The following is a 16,324-nucleotide window of genomic DNA, read 5'->3' as shown; positions in this document are numbered from 1 at the left end:
AGGAAGGCCGCTCCGCGGTCGTGGCGGTCCGTGACGGAACCTGTAGCGGAGCACACCTGCGCAGTCATCGGCTGGCTTGCGGTATCAAGAACCCTTGAACCTCAATGGTGACGCCCGGCTTTTCTGATCGCGAGGACTCGTTACCTCCATGTTGACCTGTGCGTATGAGGGTTGCGAGAGCCAGGTTCCGGAAGAAAGATCGGAGGACTTCTTGCGACGTCGCGATAGTCGCTCGTATGGTCAAGGCTCCGAGAGTCCTCCGATGTATTGAAGGTGGCGGAGGGTCTGGACCTCCGGAGCGACGACGGGAGAAACACATGAGGCTGTTGCGGATCGGGGAGCCGGGAGCGGAGATGCCCGCGGTCCTCGGCGAGGACGGCACCGCGTTCGCGCTCACCGGCTTGACCACCGACATCGACGGGCCCTTCCTCGCCTCCGGCGGAGTCGACCGGGTCAGGCAGGCGCTGGCCGAGAGTTCGCTGCCGCGCCTGGAGGTGGCCGGCCGGCGGATCGGCGCTCCCGTCGCCCGTCCGGGCAAGGTGGTGTGCGTCGGACTCAACTACCTTGACCACGCCGAGGAGACCGGCGCGGCAGTCCCTGAGCGGCCGGTGGTCTTCATGAAGGACCCCTCCACCGTCGTGGGCCCCCACGACCCGGTGCGGATCCCCCGCGGCTCGGTCAAGACCGACTGGGAGGTGGAACTCGCCGTCGTCATCGGCGTCGAGGCCCGCTACCTGGCCGGCCCGGCCGAGGCGGCCGGTCACATCGCCGGCTACGCGATCAGCAACGACGTCTCCGAGCGGGAGTTCCAGCTGGAGTACTCCGCCCAGTGGGACCTCGGCAAGTCCTGCGAGACCTTCAACCCGCTGGGCCCCTGGCTGGTGACCCCCGACGAGGTGGGCGACCCGCAGGGACTCGGCCTGCGCCTGTCCGTCAACGGCGAGGTCCGCCAGGACAGCGACACCAAGAACATGATCTTCGACGTCGCATACCTCATCTGGTACCTGAGCCAGTACATGGTGCTGAGCCCCGGCGACGTCATCAACACCGGCACCCCGGCCGGCGTGGCCCTCGGCCTGCCTGGCACCCCATATCTGCGCGCGGGGGATGTGGTCGAGCTGTCCATCGACGGGCTCGGCACCCAGCGCCAGACGCTCATCAACGCGTGAAAGGCACCGAGTTGTCCGCAACCACCGCGCGGATCACCGCCGTCGACACCTACGACATCCGCTTCCCGACCTCGCGGGAGCTGGACGGGTCCGACGCGATGAATCCCGACCCCGACTACTCCGCCGCCTACCTCGTCCTGCGTACTTCCACGGGCGGCCACGAGGGCCACGGCTTCACCTTCACCATCGGCCGCGGCAACGATGTCCAGGTCGCCGCCATCGATGCGCTGCGCGAGCACGTCGTCGGACGTCCGGTCGCCGAACTGTGCGCCGATCCCGGCTCGCTGTACCGCGACCTGATCGGCGACAGCCAGCTGCGCTGGCTCGGGCCGGAAAAGGGCGTGATGCACATGGCCATCGGCGCCGTCGTCAACGCGGTCTGGGATCTGGCGGCCAAACGCGAGGGCAAGCCGTTGTGGCAGCTCCTCGCCGACGCCGACCCCGCGTGGCTGGTCTCCCAGGTCGACTTCCGCTACCTCACCGACGCCCTGACCCCCGACGAGGCCCTGGAACTCCTACGCACGGGCAAGCAGGGCGCCGGCGACCGGGCCACCGAGCTGCTGCGGCGCGGCTACCCCGCCTACACCACCTCCCCGGGCTGGCTCGGCTACTCCGACGAGAAACTCACCCGACTCGCCAAGCAGGCCGTCGCCGAGGGCTTCACCCAAATCAAGCTCAAGGTCGGCGCCGACCTGCAGGACGACATCCGCCGCTGCCGTGCGGCCCGCGAGGCCGTAGGACCAAACGTCCGGATGGCCATCGACGCCAACCAGCGGTGGAACATCGGCGAGGCCGTCGAATGGACCAAGGCACTCGCCGAGTTCGACCCGTACTGGATCGAGGAGCCCACCAGCCCCGACGACATCCTCGGTCACGCCGCCGTCCGGCGTGGCGTCCACCCCGTCAAGGTCGCCACCGGCGAGCACGTCCAGAACCGCGTCGTCTTCAAGCAGCTCCTGCAGGCCGACGCCATCGACGTCCTCCAGCTCGACTCCGCCCGCGTGGCCGGCGTCAACGAGAACCTCGCCATCCTGCTGCTCGCCGCCAAGTTCGGCGTCCCGGTGTGCCCGCACGCCGGCGGCGTCGGGCTGTGCGAACTCGTCCAGCACCTGTCGATGTTCGACTACGTGGCCCTCACCGGCACCACCGAGGACCGCGTCATCGAGTACGTCGACCATCTCCACCAGCACTTCCTGGACCCGGTGGTGATCATCGACGGGCACTACCGGGCACCCACCACGCCCGGCTTCTCCGCCACCATGCACCGGACCACCATCGACACCTACAGCTTCCCCGACGGAGCGTTCTGGACGGCCGACGCGGCCCTGGCCGGACCCGGCACGGACACGACGGACACGGGCACGGAGGACCACGCATGAAGACCGAACTCAACGGGCTCACCGCCCTGGTCACCGGAGGAGCCTCCGGCATCGGACTGGCCACCGCCCAGCTCCTGAACGAGCGCGGCGCGGACGTCGCCGTCCTCGACCTCGACCCTCGCGGCGTGAGCGCCCCGCTGCGCGGCCACACCGCCGACGTCACCGACGACCGCTCCGTCCGCTCGGCCGTCGAAGCGGCCGCCGGGGAGCTCGGCGGCATCGACATCCTGGTCAACAACGCCGGTATCGGCGCCGCCGGAACGGTCGCGGACAACCCGGACGAAGAGTGGCACCGCGTGCTCGACGTCAACGTCCTCGGTATCGTCCGCACCACCCGCGCCGCCCTGCCGTACCTGCGTGACTCGGACGCCGCCTCGGTCGTCAACACCTGCTCCATCGCCGCCACTGCCGGCCTGCCCCAGCGCGCCCTCTACTCCGCAAGCAAGGGCGCCGTGCTCTCGCTCACCCTGGCCATGGCCGCCGACCACGTCCGCGAGGGAATCCGGGTCAACTGCGTCAACCCCGGCACCGTCGACACCCCGTGGATCGGGCGGCTGCTGGACGCCGCCCCGGACCCGGCCGCCGAACGCGCCGCGCTCAAAGCCCGCCAGCCCACCGGCCGCCTCGTCACCGCCCAGGAGGTGGCCACCGCCATCGTCTACCTCGCCTCCCCGGCCGCCGGGAGCACCACCGGTACCGCCCTCGCGGTCGACGGCGGCATGGCCGGCCTGCGCCTGCGACCGGAGCCCCGGCCGTGACCGTGCGCCAGAACGGGCTCGGAAGCAGCGCCGTACGGGTCAGCGAGCTCTCCTTCGGCGCGGCCGGCATCGGCAACCTCTTCACCCCGGTCACCGACCACCAGGCCGAACAGGCCGTGACCGCCGCCTGGGACGCGGGCGTGCGGTACTTCGACACCGCCCCGCACTACGGCCTCGGCCTGTCCGAGCGGCGCCTCGGCGCCGCCCTGCGCGACCGCCCCCGGGACGAATACACCCTGTCGACCAAGGTCGGCCGGCTGCTCGAACCCGCGGACACCGACGGAACCGACCTCGCAGCCGGCTTCGCCGTCCCCGCGACCCACCGCCGTGTCTGGGACTTCAGCGTCGAGGGCGTCCGCCGCTCCCTCGCCGACAGCCTGGAACGCCTCGGCCTCGACCGGATCGACATCGCGTATCTGCACGACCCGGACGACCACGCCGAGCAGGCCCTGGAGGAGGCCTACCCGGAGCTGGAACGGCTGCGCGGCGAAGGCGTGCTCGGTGCGATCGGTGCCGGCATGAACCAGGCCGAACTGCTGACCCGCTTCATCCGCGAGACCGACATCGACGCCGTCCTCCTGGCCGGCCGATACAGCCTGCTCGACCAGCGCGGCCTCATCGACCTGCTGCCCCTCGCGGCCGACCGCGGCGTGGGGGTCGTGATCGGCGGCGTCTTCAACTCCGGCCTGCTCGCCGACCCCCGCCCCGGTGCCACCTTCGACTACGCCGCCGCGCCCGACGACCTCGTGGCACGCGCCCTCGAGCTCAGGACCGTCTGCGAGCGGCACGGCGTGCCGCTGCGTGCCGCCGCCCTGCGCTTCCCGTTCGGACACCCCGCCGTCATGAGCGTCCTGGTCGGCACCCGCAGTGCCGCCGAGGCCGAGGACGCCGCCTCCCTGTTCAACCGCCCCGTGCCGGACGCGCTGTGGGCGGAAATCAAGGAGCTCGGGCTGTTGTCGCCGGATGTCCCGACTCCCGCACAGGAGCGCTGATGCGCGTCGCCCTGTTCATCACCTGCTTCAACGACACCCTCTTCCCCGGCACCGGCCGGGCCGTGCTGACCGTACTGGAGCGGCTCGGCCACACCGTGGACTTCCCGCAGGAGCAGACCTGCTGCGGGCAGATGCACTTCAACACCGGCTACCGCCCGGAGGCGGTTCCCCTCATGGCCCGCTTCGCGCGGACCTTCGCCGACTACGACGCCGTGGTCACCCCGTCCGCGTCCTGCGCGGGCATGATCCGCAACAGCCACCCCGTGCTGGCCAGGGAGTACGGGCCCACCGCCCTCCAGCAGCAGGTCGACGAACTGGTGCCCCGGGTCCACGAGTTCACCGAGTTTCTCGTCGACGTGCTGGGCGTCACCGGTGTCGGCGCCCGCTTCCCTCACCGGGTCACCTACCACCCCACCTGCCATTCCCTGCGCGGGCTGCGCCTCGGCGACCGGCCGTTGCGACTGCTGCGCGAGGTCGAGGACATCGACCTCGTGGACCTCCCGGCCGCCGACTCCTGCTGCGGCTTCGGCGGCACCTTCGCCGTCAAGAACGCCGATACCTCCGGCGCGATGCTCACCGACAAGACGCGAGACGTCCTGGCCACCGGCGCCGACGTGCTGTGCGCCGCTGACAACTCCTGTCTGATGCACATCGGCGGCGGCCTCTCCCGGCAGGGCAGCGCCGTGCGGACCATGCACCTGGCCGAGATCCTCGCCGCCACCGAAGGAGCCGCGTGATGAGCAACCCTGGTGACCGCGGGGTCGTCTGGCTCGGCTCTCCGTCGTTCCCCGACGCCGCCCGAAGCGCCCTCGGCGACACGCAACTGCGGGCCAACCTGAAGCGGGCCACCGCCACGATCCGCGACAAGCGCCTCGCGGTCGCCTCGGAAGTCGACGATTGGGAGGCACTGCGCGAATCGGCCGCCGCCGTGAAGAAGCGCACCGCCCGCCATCTCGGCGGGTATCTGGTGCAGTTGGAGGAGGCGGTCTCCGCGGCGGGCGGCACCGTGCACTGGGCCGCCGACGCGGCCGAGGCCAACCGCATCGTCACCGAACTCGTCCGGCTCACCGGCGAGTCGGAGGTCGTCAAGGTCAAGTCCATGGTCACCCAGGAGATCGGCCTCAACGAGCACCTCGCCGAGGCCGGCATCACCGCCTACGAGACCGATCTCGCCGAACTCATCGTGCAGTTGGGCGACGACCGACCCTCGCACATCCTGGTCCCGGCGATCCACCGGAACCGCACCGAGATCCGCGATCTGTTCGCCTCCGAGATGGGCCACTGGGGCCGTCCTGCCCCCGAAGGCCTCACCGACGACCCGGCCGAACTCGCCGAGGCGGCCCGACTGCACCTGCGGCAGAAGTTCCTCACCGCCAGGGTCGCCGTCTCCGGCGCCAACTTCGCCGTCGCCGACACCGGTACTGTCGTCGTCGTGGAATCCGAGGGCAACGGCCGGATGTGCCTGACCCTCCCGGAGACCCTGATCACCGTGATGGGCATCGAGAAGGTCGTCCCCACCTGGTCCGACCTGGAAATCTTCCTTCAACTGCTGCCCCGCTCCTCCACCGGCGAGCGGATGAACCCGTACACCTCCACCTGGACCGGCACCACCGACGGCGACGGCCCGACCCAGTTCCACCTGGTACTGCTCGACAACGGCCGTACCGACACACTCGCCGACACCGTCGGCCGCCAGGCCCTCGCCTGCATCCGCTGCTCCGCCTGCCTCAACGTCTGCCCGGTCTTCGAACGTACCGGGGGCCACGCCTACGGCTCCGTCTACCCCGGGCCGATCGGCGCCGTCCTCACCCCGCAACTGGTCGGGGTCGAGAACGCGGCCACCCTGCCCTTCGCCTCCACACTGTGCGGGGCCTGCTACGACGTCTGCCCCGTGAAGATCGACATCCCGGAGCTGCTCGTCCACCTGCGGTCCGAAGCCGTCGAGTCGAAGCGCCGCGCCGCACGCCTGCCCACTGCCGAGGCGGTGGCGATGAAGGCCGCCGCCACCCTCCTCGACTCCCCGCGACTCCTCGCCGCGGCACAGAAAGCGGCGGCACTCGGCGGCCGCGCCCTGGCCCGGCGCGGGCGCATCGGCCGACTGCCCGGCCCATTGCACGGCTGGTCCGGCACCCGGGACACGCCGGCACCGCCCGCCGAGACCTTCCGCACCTGGTGGCGCAAGAACCGAGAAGGTGACCGATGAGCAGCCGCGACGCAATCCTCGGACGCATCGAAGCCGCCCTCGCCGACGTCCCCGCCGACGAGACTCCGGTCGACGTGCCCATTCCCCGGAACTACCGCCGAAGCCACATCCAGCCCGGTGACGACATCGTGGCCCTGTTCGCCGAACGCGTCGCGGACTACCGCGCCACCGTCACCCGCACCGATCCGGCAGGCCTGCCCGCCGCCATCGCCGCCGCCCTCACAGCCCGCCGCGCCCGTCGCCTCGCCCTGCCCGAAGGCTTCCCCGCCGAACTGCTCCCGCCCGGCGACTGGCAGTGGCACAGCGAACCGCTCGACGTGCCGGCCCTGGACGCACTGGACGGCGCGCTCACTCTCGCGGCGGTGGGCATCGCCGTCACCGGTACCCTCGTGCTCGACACCGGCCCGGGGCAGGGCAGACGCGCCCTCACCCTCGTCCCGGACTACCACCTGTGCGTCATCCGCGCCGAGCAGATCGCCGCCGACGTCCCCGACGCCCTTCGCCGCCTCGACCCGGCCCGGCCGCTGACCTTCGTCTCCGGCCCGTCCGCCACCAGCGACATCGAACTCGACCGGGTGGAGGGCGTCCACGGACCCCGCACCCTGGATGTCGTCATCGTCGACCCCACCCACCCGGAGCAGCCATGAGGATCGCCCTGCACACCCGCGTACGCGCGGACCGGATCGCGCAGTACGAGTCTGCCCACCGTGAGGTGCCCGCCGAACTCACCACCGCCATCCGGGCCGCGGGCGTCAGCTCGTGGACCATCTGGCGCAGCGGCAGCGAGCTGTTCCACCTGCTGGAGTGCGAGGACTACACCCGACTGCTCGCCGAACTGGAACACCTCCCGGTCAACGTCGCCTGGCAGGCCCGGATGGCCGACCTCCTCGACGTCGTCCACGACTACTCCGAGGCGGGCGCCGAGGCCGGACTCCCGGTGGTGTGGGAGCTGTGACCGGGCGGCCGATCATCGACGCGCACCACCACGTCTGGGACCTCACGGCCCGGCCACAGCCGTGGATCACGGGCGAAGCCCTCGCCCCGCTCGCCCGGTCCTTTTCGGCCGCTGACCTCGCCACCGAGGCGCGGACAGTGGGCGTTGTCGGCACGATCGTCGTCCAGACGGTCTGCGTGCCCGAGGAGACACCCGAACTGCTGGCCCTCGCGGCCAGCAGCGACCTGGTCGCCGGGGTGGTCGGCTGGACCGACCTCACCGCCCCGGATGTCGCCGACGCGATCGCCGCCCTGCGCGAACGGCCCGGCGGGAACCGGCTGGTCGGCATCCGTCACCAGGTCCAGGAGGAGCCGGACCCGAACTGGCTGCTGCGCCCGGACGTACGGCGCGGCCTGACCGCCGTCGCCCAGGCCGGGCTGGTCTACGACCTCGTCGTCAAACCACACCAACTGGCCGCCGCGATCGACGCAGCCGCCCGGCTCACTGGGCTGACCTTCGTTCTCGACCACCTCGGCAAGCCCCCGATCGCCACCGGCGCTCTCGACCCCTGGGCCGCCGGCCTGCACCGCCTGGCCGCTCTGCCCAACACCGTGTGCAAACTTTCCGGCCTGGTCACCGAGGCCGCCCCCGGCGGCTGGCGTACCGAGGACTTCAAGCCCTACGCCGACACAGTCCTGGACGCCTTCGGTCCGCAGCGGTTGCTGTTCGGATCCGACTGGCCGGTCTGCACCCTGGAGGCGGACTACGCGGGGGTCGTCGGGATAGCAGAATCGCTCACGGAGGCACTCGGCCCAAGGGAGAAGGAAGCGGTGTTCCGGGGCAACGCGATCCGCGTCTACCGACTGTAGGCCCCCCGACATGCGCCCGCCGGCGATCTCGTTCAGGCGGGCGCTGCGGAGCCACCCTGCCCGGTTCGTCCAGGTTGCGATGACGGCGCTGCTCACTGCGGCGAACGGTGAGGAACACCTTCATCCAGTCGTTCGATCCCGCCCACGTCGTCGCAGTCGGGATCAGTACGACGACGACGTTGTGGATCACCGTGGTGACGCGGTCAGCGATGCAGGGATGCACTGGTTTGCCCTCAGGGCCCGCCTTGCCCAACGTCGTTCTGAGGGCTGGTCCCTTCCCGGCGTATGGGCAGCAGCAGGGTGAATGTGGTGGGCGCGCCGCCTGCCAGGACGAGGCGTCCGCCGAGGGAGACGGTGAGATCGCGGGCGAGGGCGAGGCCGATGCCCGTGCCTGCGCTGTCGCTGGAGAGGCCGCGCTCGAACAGCCGCGTGCCGTCGCCGTCCACCGTGCCTTCGTCGGCGACGTCGAAGGCGAGGGCGTCGTCGAGGTCCCGGACGGTGACGCGCACGGTTCCGTGTCCGTGGACGCGCGCGTTGTCCAGTAGTACGTGGAGGATCTCGGTGACGGACCCCCCGGGGACGCGGATGTCGTCCGGTACGTTCTCGGCGGCGAAATCCAGCCGCCGGCCGTCGCGGGCGAAGAGCCCGTGCCACCGCCCCTCGGTCTGTGCCACGAGTTCGCCCAGCGGCCGGTCCGGGGCGGGGGGCCGGGGCGGACGGGCGGAACGTGCCAGCCGGAGCACGTCCTCCACGGTCTCGTGCAGCCGGCGGGTGGCGGCCAGGGCTTCCTGAAGCGCAGGCCGGGTTTCCTCCTGCGCGAGTCCGGCTTCCAGGATGAGCTGCAAGCCGGTGAGCGGGGTGCGCAGCTGGTGGGAGGCATTGGCACTGAAGTTCCGCTCGTGGCGCAGGAGTTCAGACAGGCTGTGCAGCATGTCGTTGTGCGTGCGGGCGACCTGGTCGACCTCGGCGATGGCGCTGGGCGCGGCCCGCGCGGTCAGATCGCCCGCGGCGACGGCCTGGCAGTGACGCGAGAGGTCCTCCAGGGGCGAGGCGAGCACACGCGCCTGTCGGCGGGCGATGAGGACGGCGGCGGTGAGCGCGACCACGGCGACACCCGCCAGGGCCGCCCAGCCGACGAGCACGCGGTTGCGTACGTCCTGTGCGGGCGAGGAGGCGCGGACGGCCCCGATGACCTGCTCGGCATGGGAGACGGGCACGGCGGCGACGAGCTCGTCGTCCGTCGTCGACCGGGACACCCTGGCACCGAGAGCCCAGCGGACCGTGCCGTCGCCCGTCCGTGGTCCGGTACCCGCGCGCAGCCGCAGCTGCGGGTCGTACAGACCGAGGCGCTGCCCGGGCGCGGTCGCGGGCAGCTCCGGCGGGTCACCGGTCAGGTAATCCGGGTTCACGCGGACGGCCGCGGCCAGGGCCGCCCGTTCCAGCGCGTCTCGCTGGTCGGCGTACAGGGAGGACCTGATGGCGAGGGCCAGGGGGACCGCGAGGAGGACGAGGGCGACCAGGACGGCGGTAAGGGCCACCCGCTCCACACGCTGTCTCATGCCTTCATCATGCGGGTCGTCCACCACGTCGTACGAAACCCGGCTCACGGTTTTACCGTCGTCTAACCGTCGCCGCGCGGGCCGTTAACCGGGTCGCTCCTAGCGTCTGGGACGTGACCGTCCGGTCCCAGGCGCCTTCTGGAGGGCAGTGGCCATGACACATGTACGGACGTCCGGCGTCGTGGGGCTGGTGCTCTGCGCTGCGTTGATCGCCGGGTGTTCCGGATCCGGATCGGGGTCCGGGTCCGGCTCCGGTACGACGTCGGACAATTCGGCGTCGACGCCGGACAAGACGTCGTCGGCCGGTTCGGCGCCGAACGCCGCGGCGCCTACCGAGTCCAATCCGCCCGGCGACATCCCCGACAACCAGACGTTCATCGCCTACCGGCCGTCCGGCGGCTTCACCGGTTTCACGGTGAAGGTGCCCGAGGGCTGGGCCCGGACGACGAACGGCGCGACGACCGTGTTCACGGACAAGCTGAACCGCATCCAGATCTCCGCCGCGACCGCCACGGCCGCACCCACCGGCGGTTCGGTGACCAACACGGTCGTTCCGCAACTGCGCGGCCAGGTATCGAAGTTCGCGCACCCGAAGGTGAGCGTGGTGCAGCGCAGGGCGGGCACCGCCGTGCTGCTGACCTACCAGGGCGACTCCGCCGCAGACCCGGTCACCGGCAAGGTCGTGCGGGACGCGTTCGAGCGGTATGCCTTCTACCGGCACGGCCACGAGGTGGACCTCACCCTGTCCGGTCCGGTGAACGCCGACAACGTGGACCCGTGGCGCATCGTCAGCGACTCCTTCGGCTGGCGGTGAGCACGATGCCCGTACGGTCGTACGATGACGCCCTCACGGCCCGCGAGCTGTACCGCTTCTTCCGGGCCGGCGAGGAGGAGACGCTCGCACTGCGCGGTGTGTCGCTGCGGGTGGCGCGCGGCGAGACGGTCGCCGTGGTCGGTCCGTCCGGGGCCGGTAAATCCACACTGTTGTCCTGTCTGGCCGGGCTCGACGAGCCGTCGGGCGGCGAGGTGCATGTGGACGGCGTCCGCATCAGCCACCGGTCGGAGACCGAGCGCGCCCGGCTGCGGGCCCGGCACATCGGCGTTCTGCTGCAGACCCGCAATCTGCTGCCCCATCTGAGCGTGCGCGACAACGTGCGCCTCGCGCAGGGCGCCGTCCCTGGCCGGCCCGCCGCCCCCGCCGAGCGGCTGCTGGACCAGGTGGGGCTGGGGGAGCGCCGGCACGCGCTGCCCCGGCAGCTGTCCGGCGGGGAGCTGGCCCGCGCCGGGCTGGCTGTCGCGCTGGCCAACTCGCCCGCGGTGCTGCTCGCGGACGAGCCGACCGGCGAACTCGACGGTGGCACCGAACGGCTGGTCCTGCAGATGCTGCGCGATCGGGCGGAGGACGGCTGCGCGGTGCTCGTCGTCACGCACAGCACGGAGGCGGTACGGATCGCGGACCGGGTGATCAGGCTGGACGACGGGCGGATGACGCAGGTCGCCGAGAACGGCGCGGACTTCTGCGACACGGGTCTTCAGGAGGTGCGCGGTGTCTCCGGATGACGTGCTGATCGCCTGCCAGGACGCCGCACTCACCTTCGGCCGGGGCCCGAACGCGGTCGTGGCCGTACACGGGGCGGCGCTGCGGATCCGCAGCGGGGACCGGATCGCGATCGTAGGGCCTTCGGGGTCGGGCAAGTCGTCGCTGCTGCACCTGCTGGCCGGACTCGAACGGCCCACCAGCGGCACGGTGACCTGGCCCGGGCTGACCGGGCCAGGGGACATCGGGCTGGTCTTCCAGGGCGACAGCCTGATCCCGGCTCTCGACGTCGTGGAGAACACCGCGCTGCCACTGGTGCTCACCGGGGTGCCCGAGGACCGGGCGCGCGAGGCGGCCCTTGTCGCGCTCGCCCGGGTGGACGCGGCCGGTCTGGCCGACCGGCTGCCGGAGGAGATCTCCGGCGGCCAGGCCCAACGCGTGGCCGCAGCCCGGGTGTTGGCGCAGGCCCCGCGGGTGATCCTGGCCGACGAGCCCACGGGGCGGCTGGACCACGCGACAGGCGGCCGGGTCCTGGACGCGCTCCTGACGGCGGCCGACGAGACGGGTGCGGCCCTCGTCGTCACCACACACGATCCGGCCGTCGCCGCACGCCTCATCGCGCGGCGGACGATGCGCGACGGCCGGCTGCTGCCGGCGGACGGCACCGCCACCGAGCGGGCAGAGCAGACCACAGACAGTCCCCGGGAGCACTCATGATCACCCCATGGGCGGGCGGCCTCGTCCGTCACCGCACCGGGCGCCTCCTCGCCGCCACGGCCGGGATCGCGCTCGCCGTCGCGCTCGTCGCCGCGCTCGGCTCGTTCCTGACCGCATCCAAGGCGACCATGACACAGCGGGCGGTGCGTTCGGTCGCCGTGGACTGGCAGGTCGAGGTGCAGCCCGGCGCCGACCCGAACGCGGCGCTGTCGCTGGTCCGCAGGACACCGGGCGTACGCTCAGCCGTCCCGGTCAGCATCGCGCACAGCAGCGGCTTCACGGCCACCGTGCAGGGAAGCACCCAGACCACGGGCCCCGGCATGGTCCTCGGCCTGCCCGACGGCTACCAGACCCTTTTCCCCGGCGAGATCCGCTCGCTCACCGGCCGCCCCACCGGCGTGCTGCTGGCCCAGCAGACCGCCTCGAACCTCCACGCGGCCCCCGGTTCCACTGTCGGCCTCCGGCTGCCCGGGACGACGGGCGTGCGCCAGGTCCGCGTGGACGGAGTCATCGACCTCCCGCAGGCCGACTCGCTGTTCCAGAAGGTCGGCGCGCCCGCCCAGTCGCAGCCCACCGCGCCACCCGACAACGTGCTGCTCCTGCCCGCCGCGCAGTTGGCCTCGCTGACGGGGAGCGCCACCTCCCTCACCACCCAGATCCACGTCGCCCGCGGCGCCGCGCTGCCCCACGACCCGGCCGCCGCGTTCACCTCGGTGACCCGCGCAGCCCACAACCTGGAGGCCCGGGGCACCGGTTCGATGCTGGTGGGCGACAACCTGGGGGCCGCGCTCGACTCAGCCCGCCAGGACGCCCTGTACGCGCAGATCCTCTTCCTCTTCCTCGGTGTGCCCGGCGCGGTGCTCGCCGCTTCGCTGACCGCCGCGGTCGCGGGCGCCGGCGGTGAACGGCGCCGCCAGGAACAGGCGTTGCTGCGGCTGCGCGGCCTCCGACCCCGGCAGATCGTGTCCCTGTCGGCCCTGGAGGCGGTGCTCGTCGGCGTCGTCGGCGGGCTCGCCGGCCTCGGTCTCGCGGCGCTGACCGGCCGGCTCGCCTTCGGGGCGGCCTCGTTCGGCGCGAGCGCCGGCACGTGGATCGTCTGGTACGCCGTCGCGTTCGTCCTCGGTGCGGCGGTCGCCGCCGGCGCGGTGCTGGTCCCGGCCGTGCGCGACCTTCGCACCGTGACGGTCGCCGACACCCGCAGGACCGCGAGCCGCACCGGTTCGCCGTGGTGGATGCGGACCGGTCTGGACTTCATGCTGCTGGTCGGCTCGTGGCTGGTCTTCCGTGCCTCGTCCGGCAACCAGTACGCGCTCGTCCTCGCCCCGGAGGGCGTGCCGAGCATCTCCGTGTCGTACTGGGCGTTTCTGGGTCCGGCACTGTTGTGGACCGGGGCTGCTCTGCTGCTGTGGAGGCTCACGCTCCTGGCGCTCACCCGCGGCCGCCCGGTGCTGGCCCGGCTCGCGCGTCCGCTGACGTCGTCGTTGGCCGGGACGACGGCGGCCGTCCTCGCCCGGCGCAGCCGCCCGCTGGCCCGTTCGATGGTGCTGCTGGCGCTCGCCGTGTCGTTCGCCGTGTCCACGTCGGTCTTCAACTCCACCTACCAGCAGCAGGCGGAGGCGGACGCGCGCCTGACCAACGGCGCCGACGTCACGGTCACCGAGCCCCCCGCAGCACAGACGCCTCCCAGCGCCGCAGCGTCCCTCGCAGTCCCCGGCGCCCGCCACATCGAGCCGCTCCAGCACCGGTTCGCCTACGTCGGCTCCGATCTCCAGGACCTGTACGGCGTGCGCCCGGACACGATCGCCTCGGCGACCTCACTGCAGGACGCATACTTCTCGGGAGGCACCGCGCGGCAGCTCATGCGGCTGCTCGCCCAGCGTCCCGACAACCTGCTGGTCAGCGCGGAGACGGTGAGTGACTTCCAGCTCTCCCCGGGCGACACCGTCAATCTGCGCATCCAGGACGCGAAGACCAAGGCGCTGCGCACGGTGCCGTTCCACTACGCCGGAATCGTCAAGGAGTTCCCGACCGCGCCGAAGGACAGCTTCTTCGTCGCCAACGCCTCCTACATCACGAAGACTACCGGCAGCGACGCGGTCGGCGCCTTCCTGGTAGACACCGGCGGCACGCACCAGAAGGCCGTGGCCGCGCAACTGCGCAAGCAACTGGGCACGCGTGCCACCGTCACCGACCTCACCCAGACGCGGGGCACCGTCGGCACCAGCCTGACCTCGGTCGACCTGGCCGGTCTGACCCGGATCGAGCTGGCCTTCGCGGTGCTCCTCGCCGCCGGGGCCGGCGGTCTGGTCCTCGCATTGGGGCTCGCCGAGCGCCGCCGCACCTTCGCGATCACCACTGTGCTGGGCGCCACGCGCCGGCATCTGCGCGGCATGGTGCTCACCGAGGCGGTCGTGCTGACGGCGGGCGGCCTCGCGGGCGGCGCGCTGATCGGCTGGGCGCTGTCCGAGATGCTGGTCAAGGTCCTCACCGGCGTCTTCGACCCGCCGCCGTCCGCCCTCGCGGTGCCAAGCGGCTATCTGACGCTGACCGCGGCCGCAGCCGTGGCCGCCGTGCTCGCCGCCGCCCTCAACGGCGTGCGGCGGGCCCGGCGCCCCGCCGTCGAGGAACTGCGCGACCTGTGAGCGCACCGAACGGCGCACCTGCCCGTATGCTGCCGAACGTGCGTACGCCCCCAGCACCAGACCCCGGCCGTTTCGGCGTCCTCGTCGTGGAGGACGACAGCACCATCGGCCGCCACCTGGAGACGGGGCTGCGCAGCAACGGCTACGCACCCACCTGGAGCCGTACCGGCGCGGGCGCGCTCACACAGGCATCCCAAGTGTCCTACGACGTGTTGCTCCTGGACCTCGGACTGCCCGACATGGATGGCCTCGACGTCGCCCGCACCCTGCGCGCCCGCTTCCCGAACCTGCTGATCGTCATCCTGACCGCCCGCACCGACGACATCGACGTCATCGCGGGTCTGGACGCGGGAGCCGACGACTACCTCGTCAAACCCTTCAGCCTGACCGTGCTGCTCGCCCGGCTCCGCGCCCATCTGCGCCGCCGGTCCGCGGCCTCCCCGCCGCCGGAGCCGGTACCGCTCGGCGACCTGGTCCTGGACGAGGCGGCTCGCCGCTGCACCCTGCACGGCACGGACGTCCCGCTGCGGCCCAAGGAGTTCGAGCTGCTCGCCCTGCTGGGCCGGCACGCGGGCGAGGCCGTGGCGCGCGAGACGCTGATGGCACAGGTATGGGACGAGAACTGGTTCGGCCCCACCAAGACCCTCGACGTCACGATGGCCGGGCTGCGCCGCCGCCTTGCCAAAGCGGCGGACTCCTCCCCACACCCCGTCCGGCTGCCGCTGATCACCACCCTGCGCGGGCACGGCTACCGGCTCGAGGACGACTGACGCATATCGAAGCGGAACATGTCCGGCCAAGTCGATGCCGTGCGGGCGGAGGATGTCGGCCAGCAGGCGAAGACTCAAGGGGGATCGGTGTTGTCTGCCATGGATAGCCTTCGACCAGTGACTGCTCGAGGACGAAGGAGCTTTGGTGCGTGACGAGCTGAGTGGTGAGCCTGTGGCAGGCTGCTATCCGTCTCAATGTCCATTGTGTGAGGGGCCCCTCGTTAGGGCAGAGCGAGTTGCCGCGGGTCAGAGCTGGCTATGCATAAAGGTCCGTACGGCAGGCAAGCGGCTGGCGCGGCACCGCGAAACCATGGCCTTGGTGTGTGACCGGTGCCACCATGTTCTGCTGTTCCTGCAGCCTCCTTGGTCCGCGGAAGCGGATGCCGGGCTGTGAGAGCTGCCTCCGCATAACGCGGATCAGGGTTGCGTTTCGCGAGGCGCGCCAGTTCAGCACGACAACCGGCGCGGTCGACTCCTCAATTGGCTTGCGAATAGCCAGGTCAAATGGGGCAAGATGCTGCAACGGGCGTGGACAGGGAAAGCAGCGTGGCCGAGGTCATCGAGCGGAGAGTTGCAGTTGATGAGTCCGGCCGTCTCGCCCTACGCCTACAACTATCCCAGGATTGGCACCAGTTGGGCGAACGGCGCATCACCACGAGTTCACACATCACACCAAGTCGGCTTCACGGACGGCACCAGCCCCTGACTTCCCGGGCTTGGCTGTTAGACTGGCAGAGACGTTGATCGTTTGTTGAGGAGCCCAGACATGGTGGTGGACGACGACATCTCCGGGTG

At 71.4% G+C, this 16,324-nt stretch carries 15 protein-coding genes; 14 read left to right on the top strand and 1 reads right to left on the bottom strand.

Annotation, left to right across the window (positions count from 1 at the left end; all coding sequences use genetic code 11):
- The first annotated feature begins 317 nt into the window (after window positions 1-317).
- The 9 genes from ACF09J_RS34285 to ACF09J_RS34245 are packed head-to-tail and all read left to right on the top strand — an operon-like array spanning window position 318 to window position 8,304.
- Window positions 318-1,169 (top strand): fumarylacetoacetate hydrolase family protein, encoded by an 852-nt coding sequence (locus ACF09J_RS34285; RefSeq protein WP_392309373.1) that lies wholly within the window; start codon window positions 318-320, stop codon window positions 1,167-1,169.
- Between the two features lie 11 nt (window positions 1,170-1,180).
- Window positions 1,181-2,548: an L-fuconate dehydratase gene (locus ACF09J_RS34280; RefSeq protein ID WP_392309372.1), complete on the top strand. Its 1,368-nt coding sequence runs from the start codon at window positions 1,181-1,183 to the stop codon at window positions 2,546-2,548.
- Window positions 2,545-3,306, top strand: a complete 762-nt coding sequence (locus ACF09J_RS34275; protein ID WP_392309371.1) for an SDR family NAD(P)-dependent oxidoreductase — start codon at window positions 2,545-2,547, stop codon at window positions 3,304-3,306. Before ACF09J_RS34280 ends, ACF09J_RS34275 begins: the two co-directional genes overlap by 4 nt.
- 2 nt (window positions 3,307-3,308) lie before the next feature.
- Window positions 3,309-4,298: an aldo/keto reductase gene (locus ACF09J_RS34270; RefSeq protein ID WP_392309395.1), complete on the top strand. Its 990-nt coding sequence runs from the start codon at window positions 3,309-3,311 to the stop codon at window positions 4,296-4,298.
- The gene (locus ACF09J_RS34265) at window positions 4,298-5,035 is read left to right on the top strand and encodes a (Fe-S)-binding protein (RefSeq protein WP_392309370.1); all 738 of its coding nucleotides are present in this window, start codon (window positions 4,298-4,300) and stop codon (window positions 5,033-5,035) included. The genes ACF09J_RS34270 and ACF09J_RS34265 overlap by 1 nt, the downstream gene beginning before the upstream one ends.
- Window positions 5,035-6,501, top strand: coding sequence for a LutB/LldF family L-lactate oxidation iron-sulfur protein (locus tag ACF09J_RS34260; RefSeq protein ID WP_392309369.1), 1,467 nt, complete (start codon window positions 5,035-5,037; stop codon window positions 6,499-6,501). Before ACF09J_RS34265 ends, ACF09J_RS34260 begins: the two co-directional genes overlap by 1 nt.
- Window positions 6,498-7,148, top strand: coding sequence for a lactate utilization protein C (locus ACF09J_RS34255; protein WP_392309368.1), 651 nt, complete (start codon window positions 6,498-6,500; stop codon window positions 7,146-7,148). Before ACF09J_RS34260 ends, ACF09J_RS34255 begins: the two co-directional genes overlap by 4 nt.
- On the top strand, window positions 7,145-7,456 hold the full coding sequence (locus ACF09J_RS34250) for an L-rhamnose mutarotase (protein WP_392309367.1): 312 nt from the start codon (window positions 7,145-7,147) through the stop codon (window positions 7,454-7,456). The genes ACF09J_RS34255 and ACF09J_RS34250 overlap by 4 nt, the downstream gene beginning before the upstream one ends.
- Entirely contained in the window at window positions 7,453-8,304 is an 852-nt protein-coding gene (locus ACF09J_RS34245; protein ID WP_392309366.1) for an amidohydrolase family protein, read from the top strand. The genes ACF09J_RS34250 and ACF09J_RS34245 overlap by 4 nt, the downstream gene beginning before the upstream one ends.
- A gap of 233 nt (window positions 8,305-8,537) precedes the next feature.
- On the opposite strand, the gene ACF09J_RS34240 is transcribed toward ACF09J_RS34245, so the two are convergent.
- Window positions 8,538-9,863, bottom strand: coding sequence for a histidine kinase dimerization/phospho-acceptor domain-containing protein (locus tag ACF09J_RS34240; protein ID WP_392309365.1), 1,326 nt, complete (start codon window positions 9,861-9,863; stop codon window positions 8,538-8,540).
- 154 nt (window positions 9,864-10,017) lie between these two features.
- Between ACF09J_RS34240 and ACF09J_RS34235 the strand changes: the two genes are divergently transcribed.
- The 5 genes from ACF09J_RS34235 to ACF09J_RS34215 are packed head-to-tail and all read left to right on the top strand — an operon-like array spanning window position 10,018 to window position 15,529.
- Entirely contained in the window at window positions 10,018-10,677 is a 660-nt protein-coding gene (locus tag ACF09J_RS34235; protein ID WP_392309364.1) for a hypothetical protein, read from the top strand.
- 5 nt (window positions 10,678-10,682) lie between these two features.
- Window positions 10,683-11,423, top strand: coding sequence for an ABC transporter ATP-binding protein (locus tag ACF09J_RS34230; RefSeq protein WP_392309394.1), 741 nt, complete (start codon window positions 10,683-10,685; stop codon window positions 11,421-11,423).
- Window positions 11,410-12,117, top strand: a complete 708-nt coding sequence (locus ACF09J_RS34225; RefSeq protein ID WP_392309363.1) for an ABC transporter ATP-binding protein — start codon at window positions 11,410-11,412, stop codon at window positions 12,115-12,117. Before ACF09J_RS34230 ends, ACF09J_RS34225 begins: the two co-directional genes overlap by 14 nt.
- Window positions 12,114-14,759: an FtsX-like permease family protein gene (locus ACF09J_RS34220; protein ID WP_392309362.1), complete on the top strand. Its 2,646-nt coding sequence runs from the start codon at window positions 12,114-12,116 to the stop codon at window positions 14,757-14,759. Before ACF09J_RS34225 ends, ACF09J_RS34220 begins: the two co-directional genes overlap by 4 nt.
- A 38-nt stretch (window positions 14,760-14,797) precedes the next feature.
- Entirely contained in the window at window positions 14,798-15,529 is a 732-nt protein-coding gene (locus ACF09J_RS34215) for a response regulator transcription factor (RefSeq protein WP_392309361.1), read from the top strand.
- Window positions 15,530-16,324 lie beyond the last annotated feature (795 nt).

The sequence above is a fragment of the Streptomyces sp. NPDC014889 genome (assembly GCF_043081205.1).
Taxonomy (GTDB): Bacteria; Actinomycetota; Actinomycetes; order Streptomycetales; family Streptomycetaceae; genus Streptomyces.
Note: the sequence above shows the minus strand (reverse complement) of the source record. Positions and strands in the feature narration are given on the sequence as shown.

Coding starts and splice junctions, on each gene's coding strand:
- ACF09J_RS34285 (WP_392309373.1), top strand. CDS start 318: ATGAGGCTGTTGCGGATCGGGGAGCCGGGAGCGGAGATGCCCGCGGTC.
- ACF09J_RS34275 (WP_392309371.1), top strand. CDS start 2,545: ATGAAGACCGAACTCAACGGGCTCACCGCCCTGGTCACCGGAGGAGCC.
- ACF09J_RS34265 (WP_392309370.1), top strand. CDS start 4,298: ATGCGCGTCGCCCTGTTCATCACCTGCTTCAACGACACCCTCTTCCCC.
- ACF09J_RS34260 (WP_392309369.1), top strand. CDS start 5,035: ATGAGCAACCCTGGTGACCGCGGGGTCGTCTGGCTCGGCTCTCCGTCG.
- ACF09J_RS34255 (WP_392309368.1), top strand. CDS start 6,498: ATGAGCAGCCGCGACGCAATCCTCGGACGCATCGAAGCCGCCCTCGCC.
- ACF09J_RS34250 (WP_392309367.1), top strand. CDS start 7,145: ATGAGGATCGCCCTGCACACCCGCGTACGCGCGGACCGGATCGCGCAG.
- ACF09J_RS34240 (WP_392309365.1), bottom strand. CDS start 9,863: ATGAGACAGCGTGTGGAGCGGGTGGCCCTTACCGCCGTCCTGGTCGCC.
- ACF09J_RS34235 (WP_392309364.1), top strand. CDS start 10,018: ATGACACATGTACGGACGTCCGGCGTCGTGGGGCTGGTGCTCTGCGCT.
- ACF09J_RS34230 (WP_392309394.1), top strand. CDS start 10,683: ATGCCCGTACGGTCGTACGATGACGCCCTCACGGCCCGCGAGCTGTAC.
- ACF09J_RS34220 (WP_392309362.1), top strand. CDS start 12,114: ATGATCACCCCATGGGCGGGCGGCCTCGTCCGTCACCGCACCGGGCGC.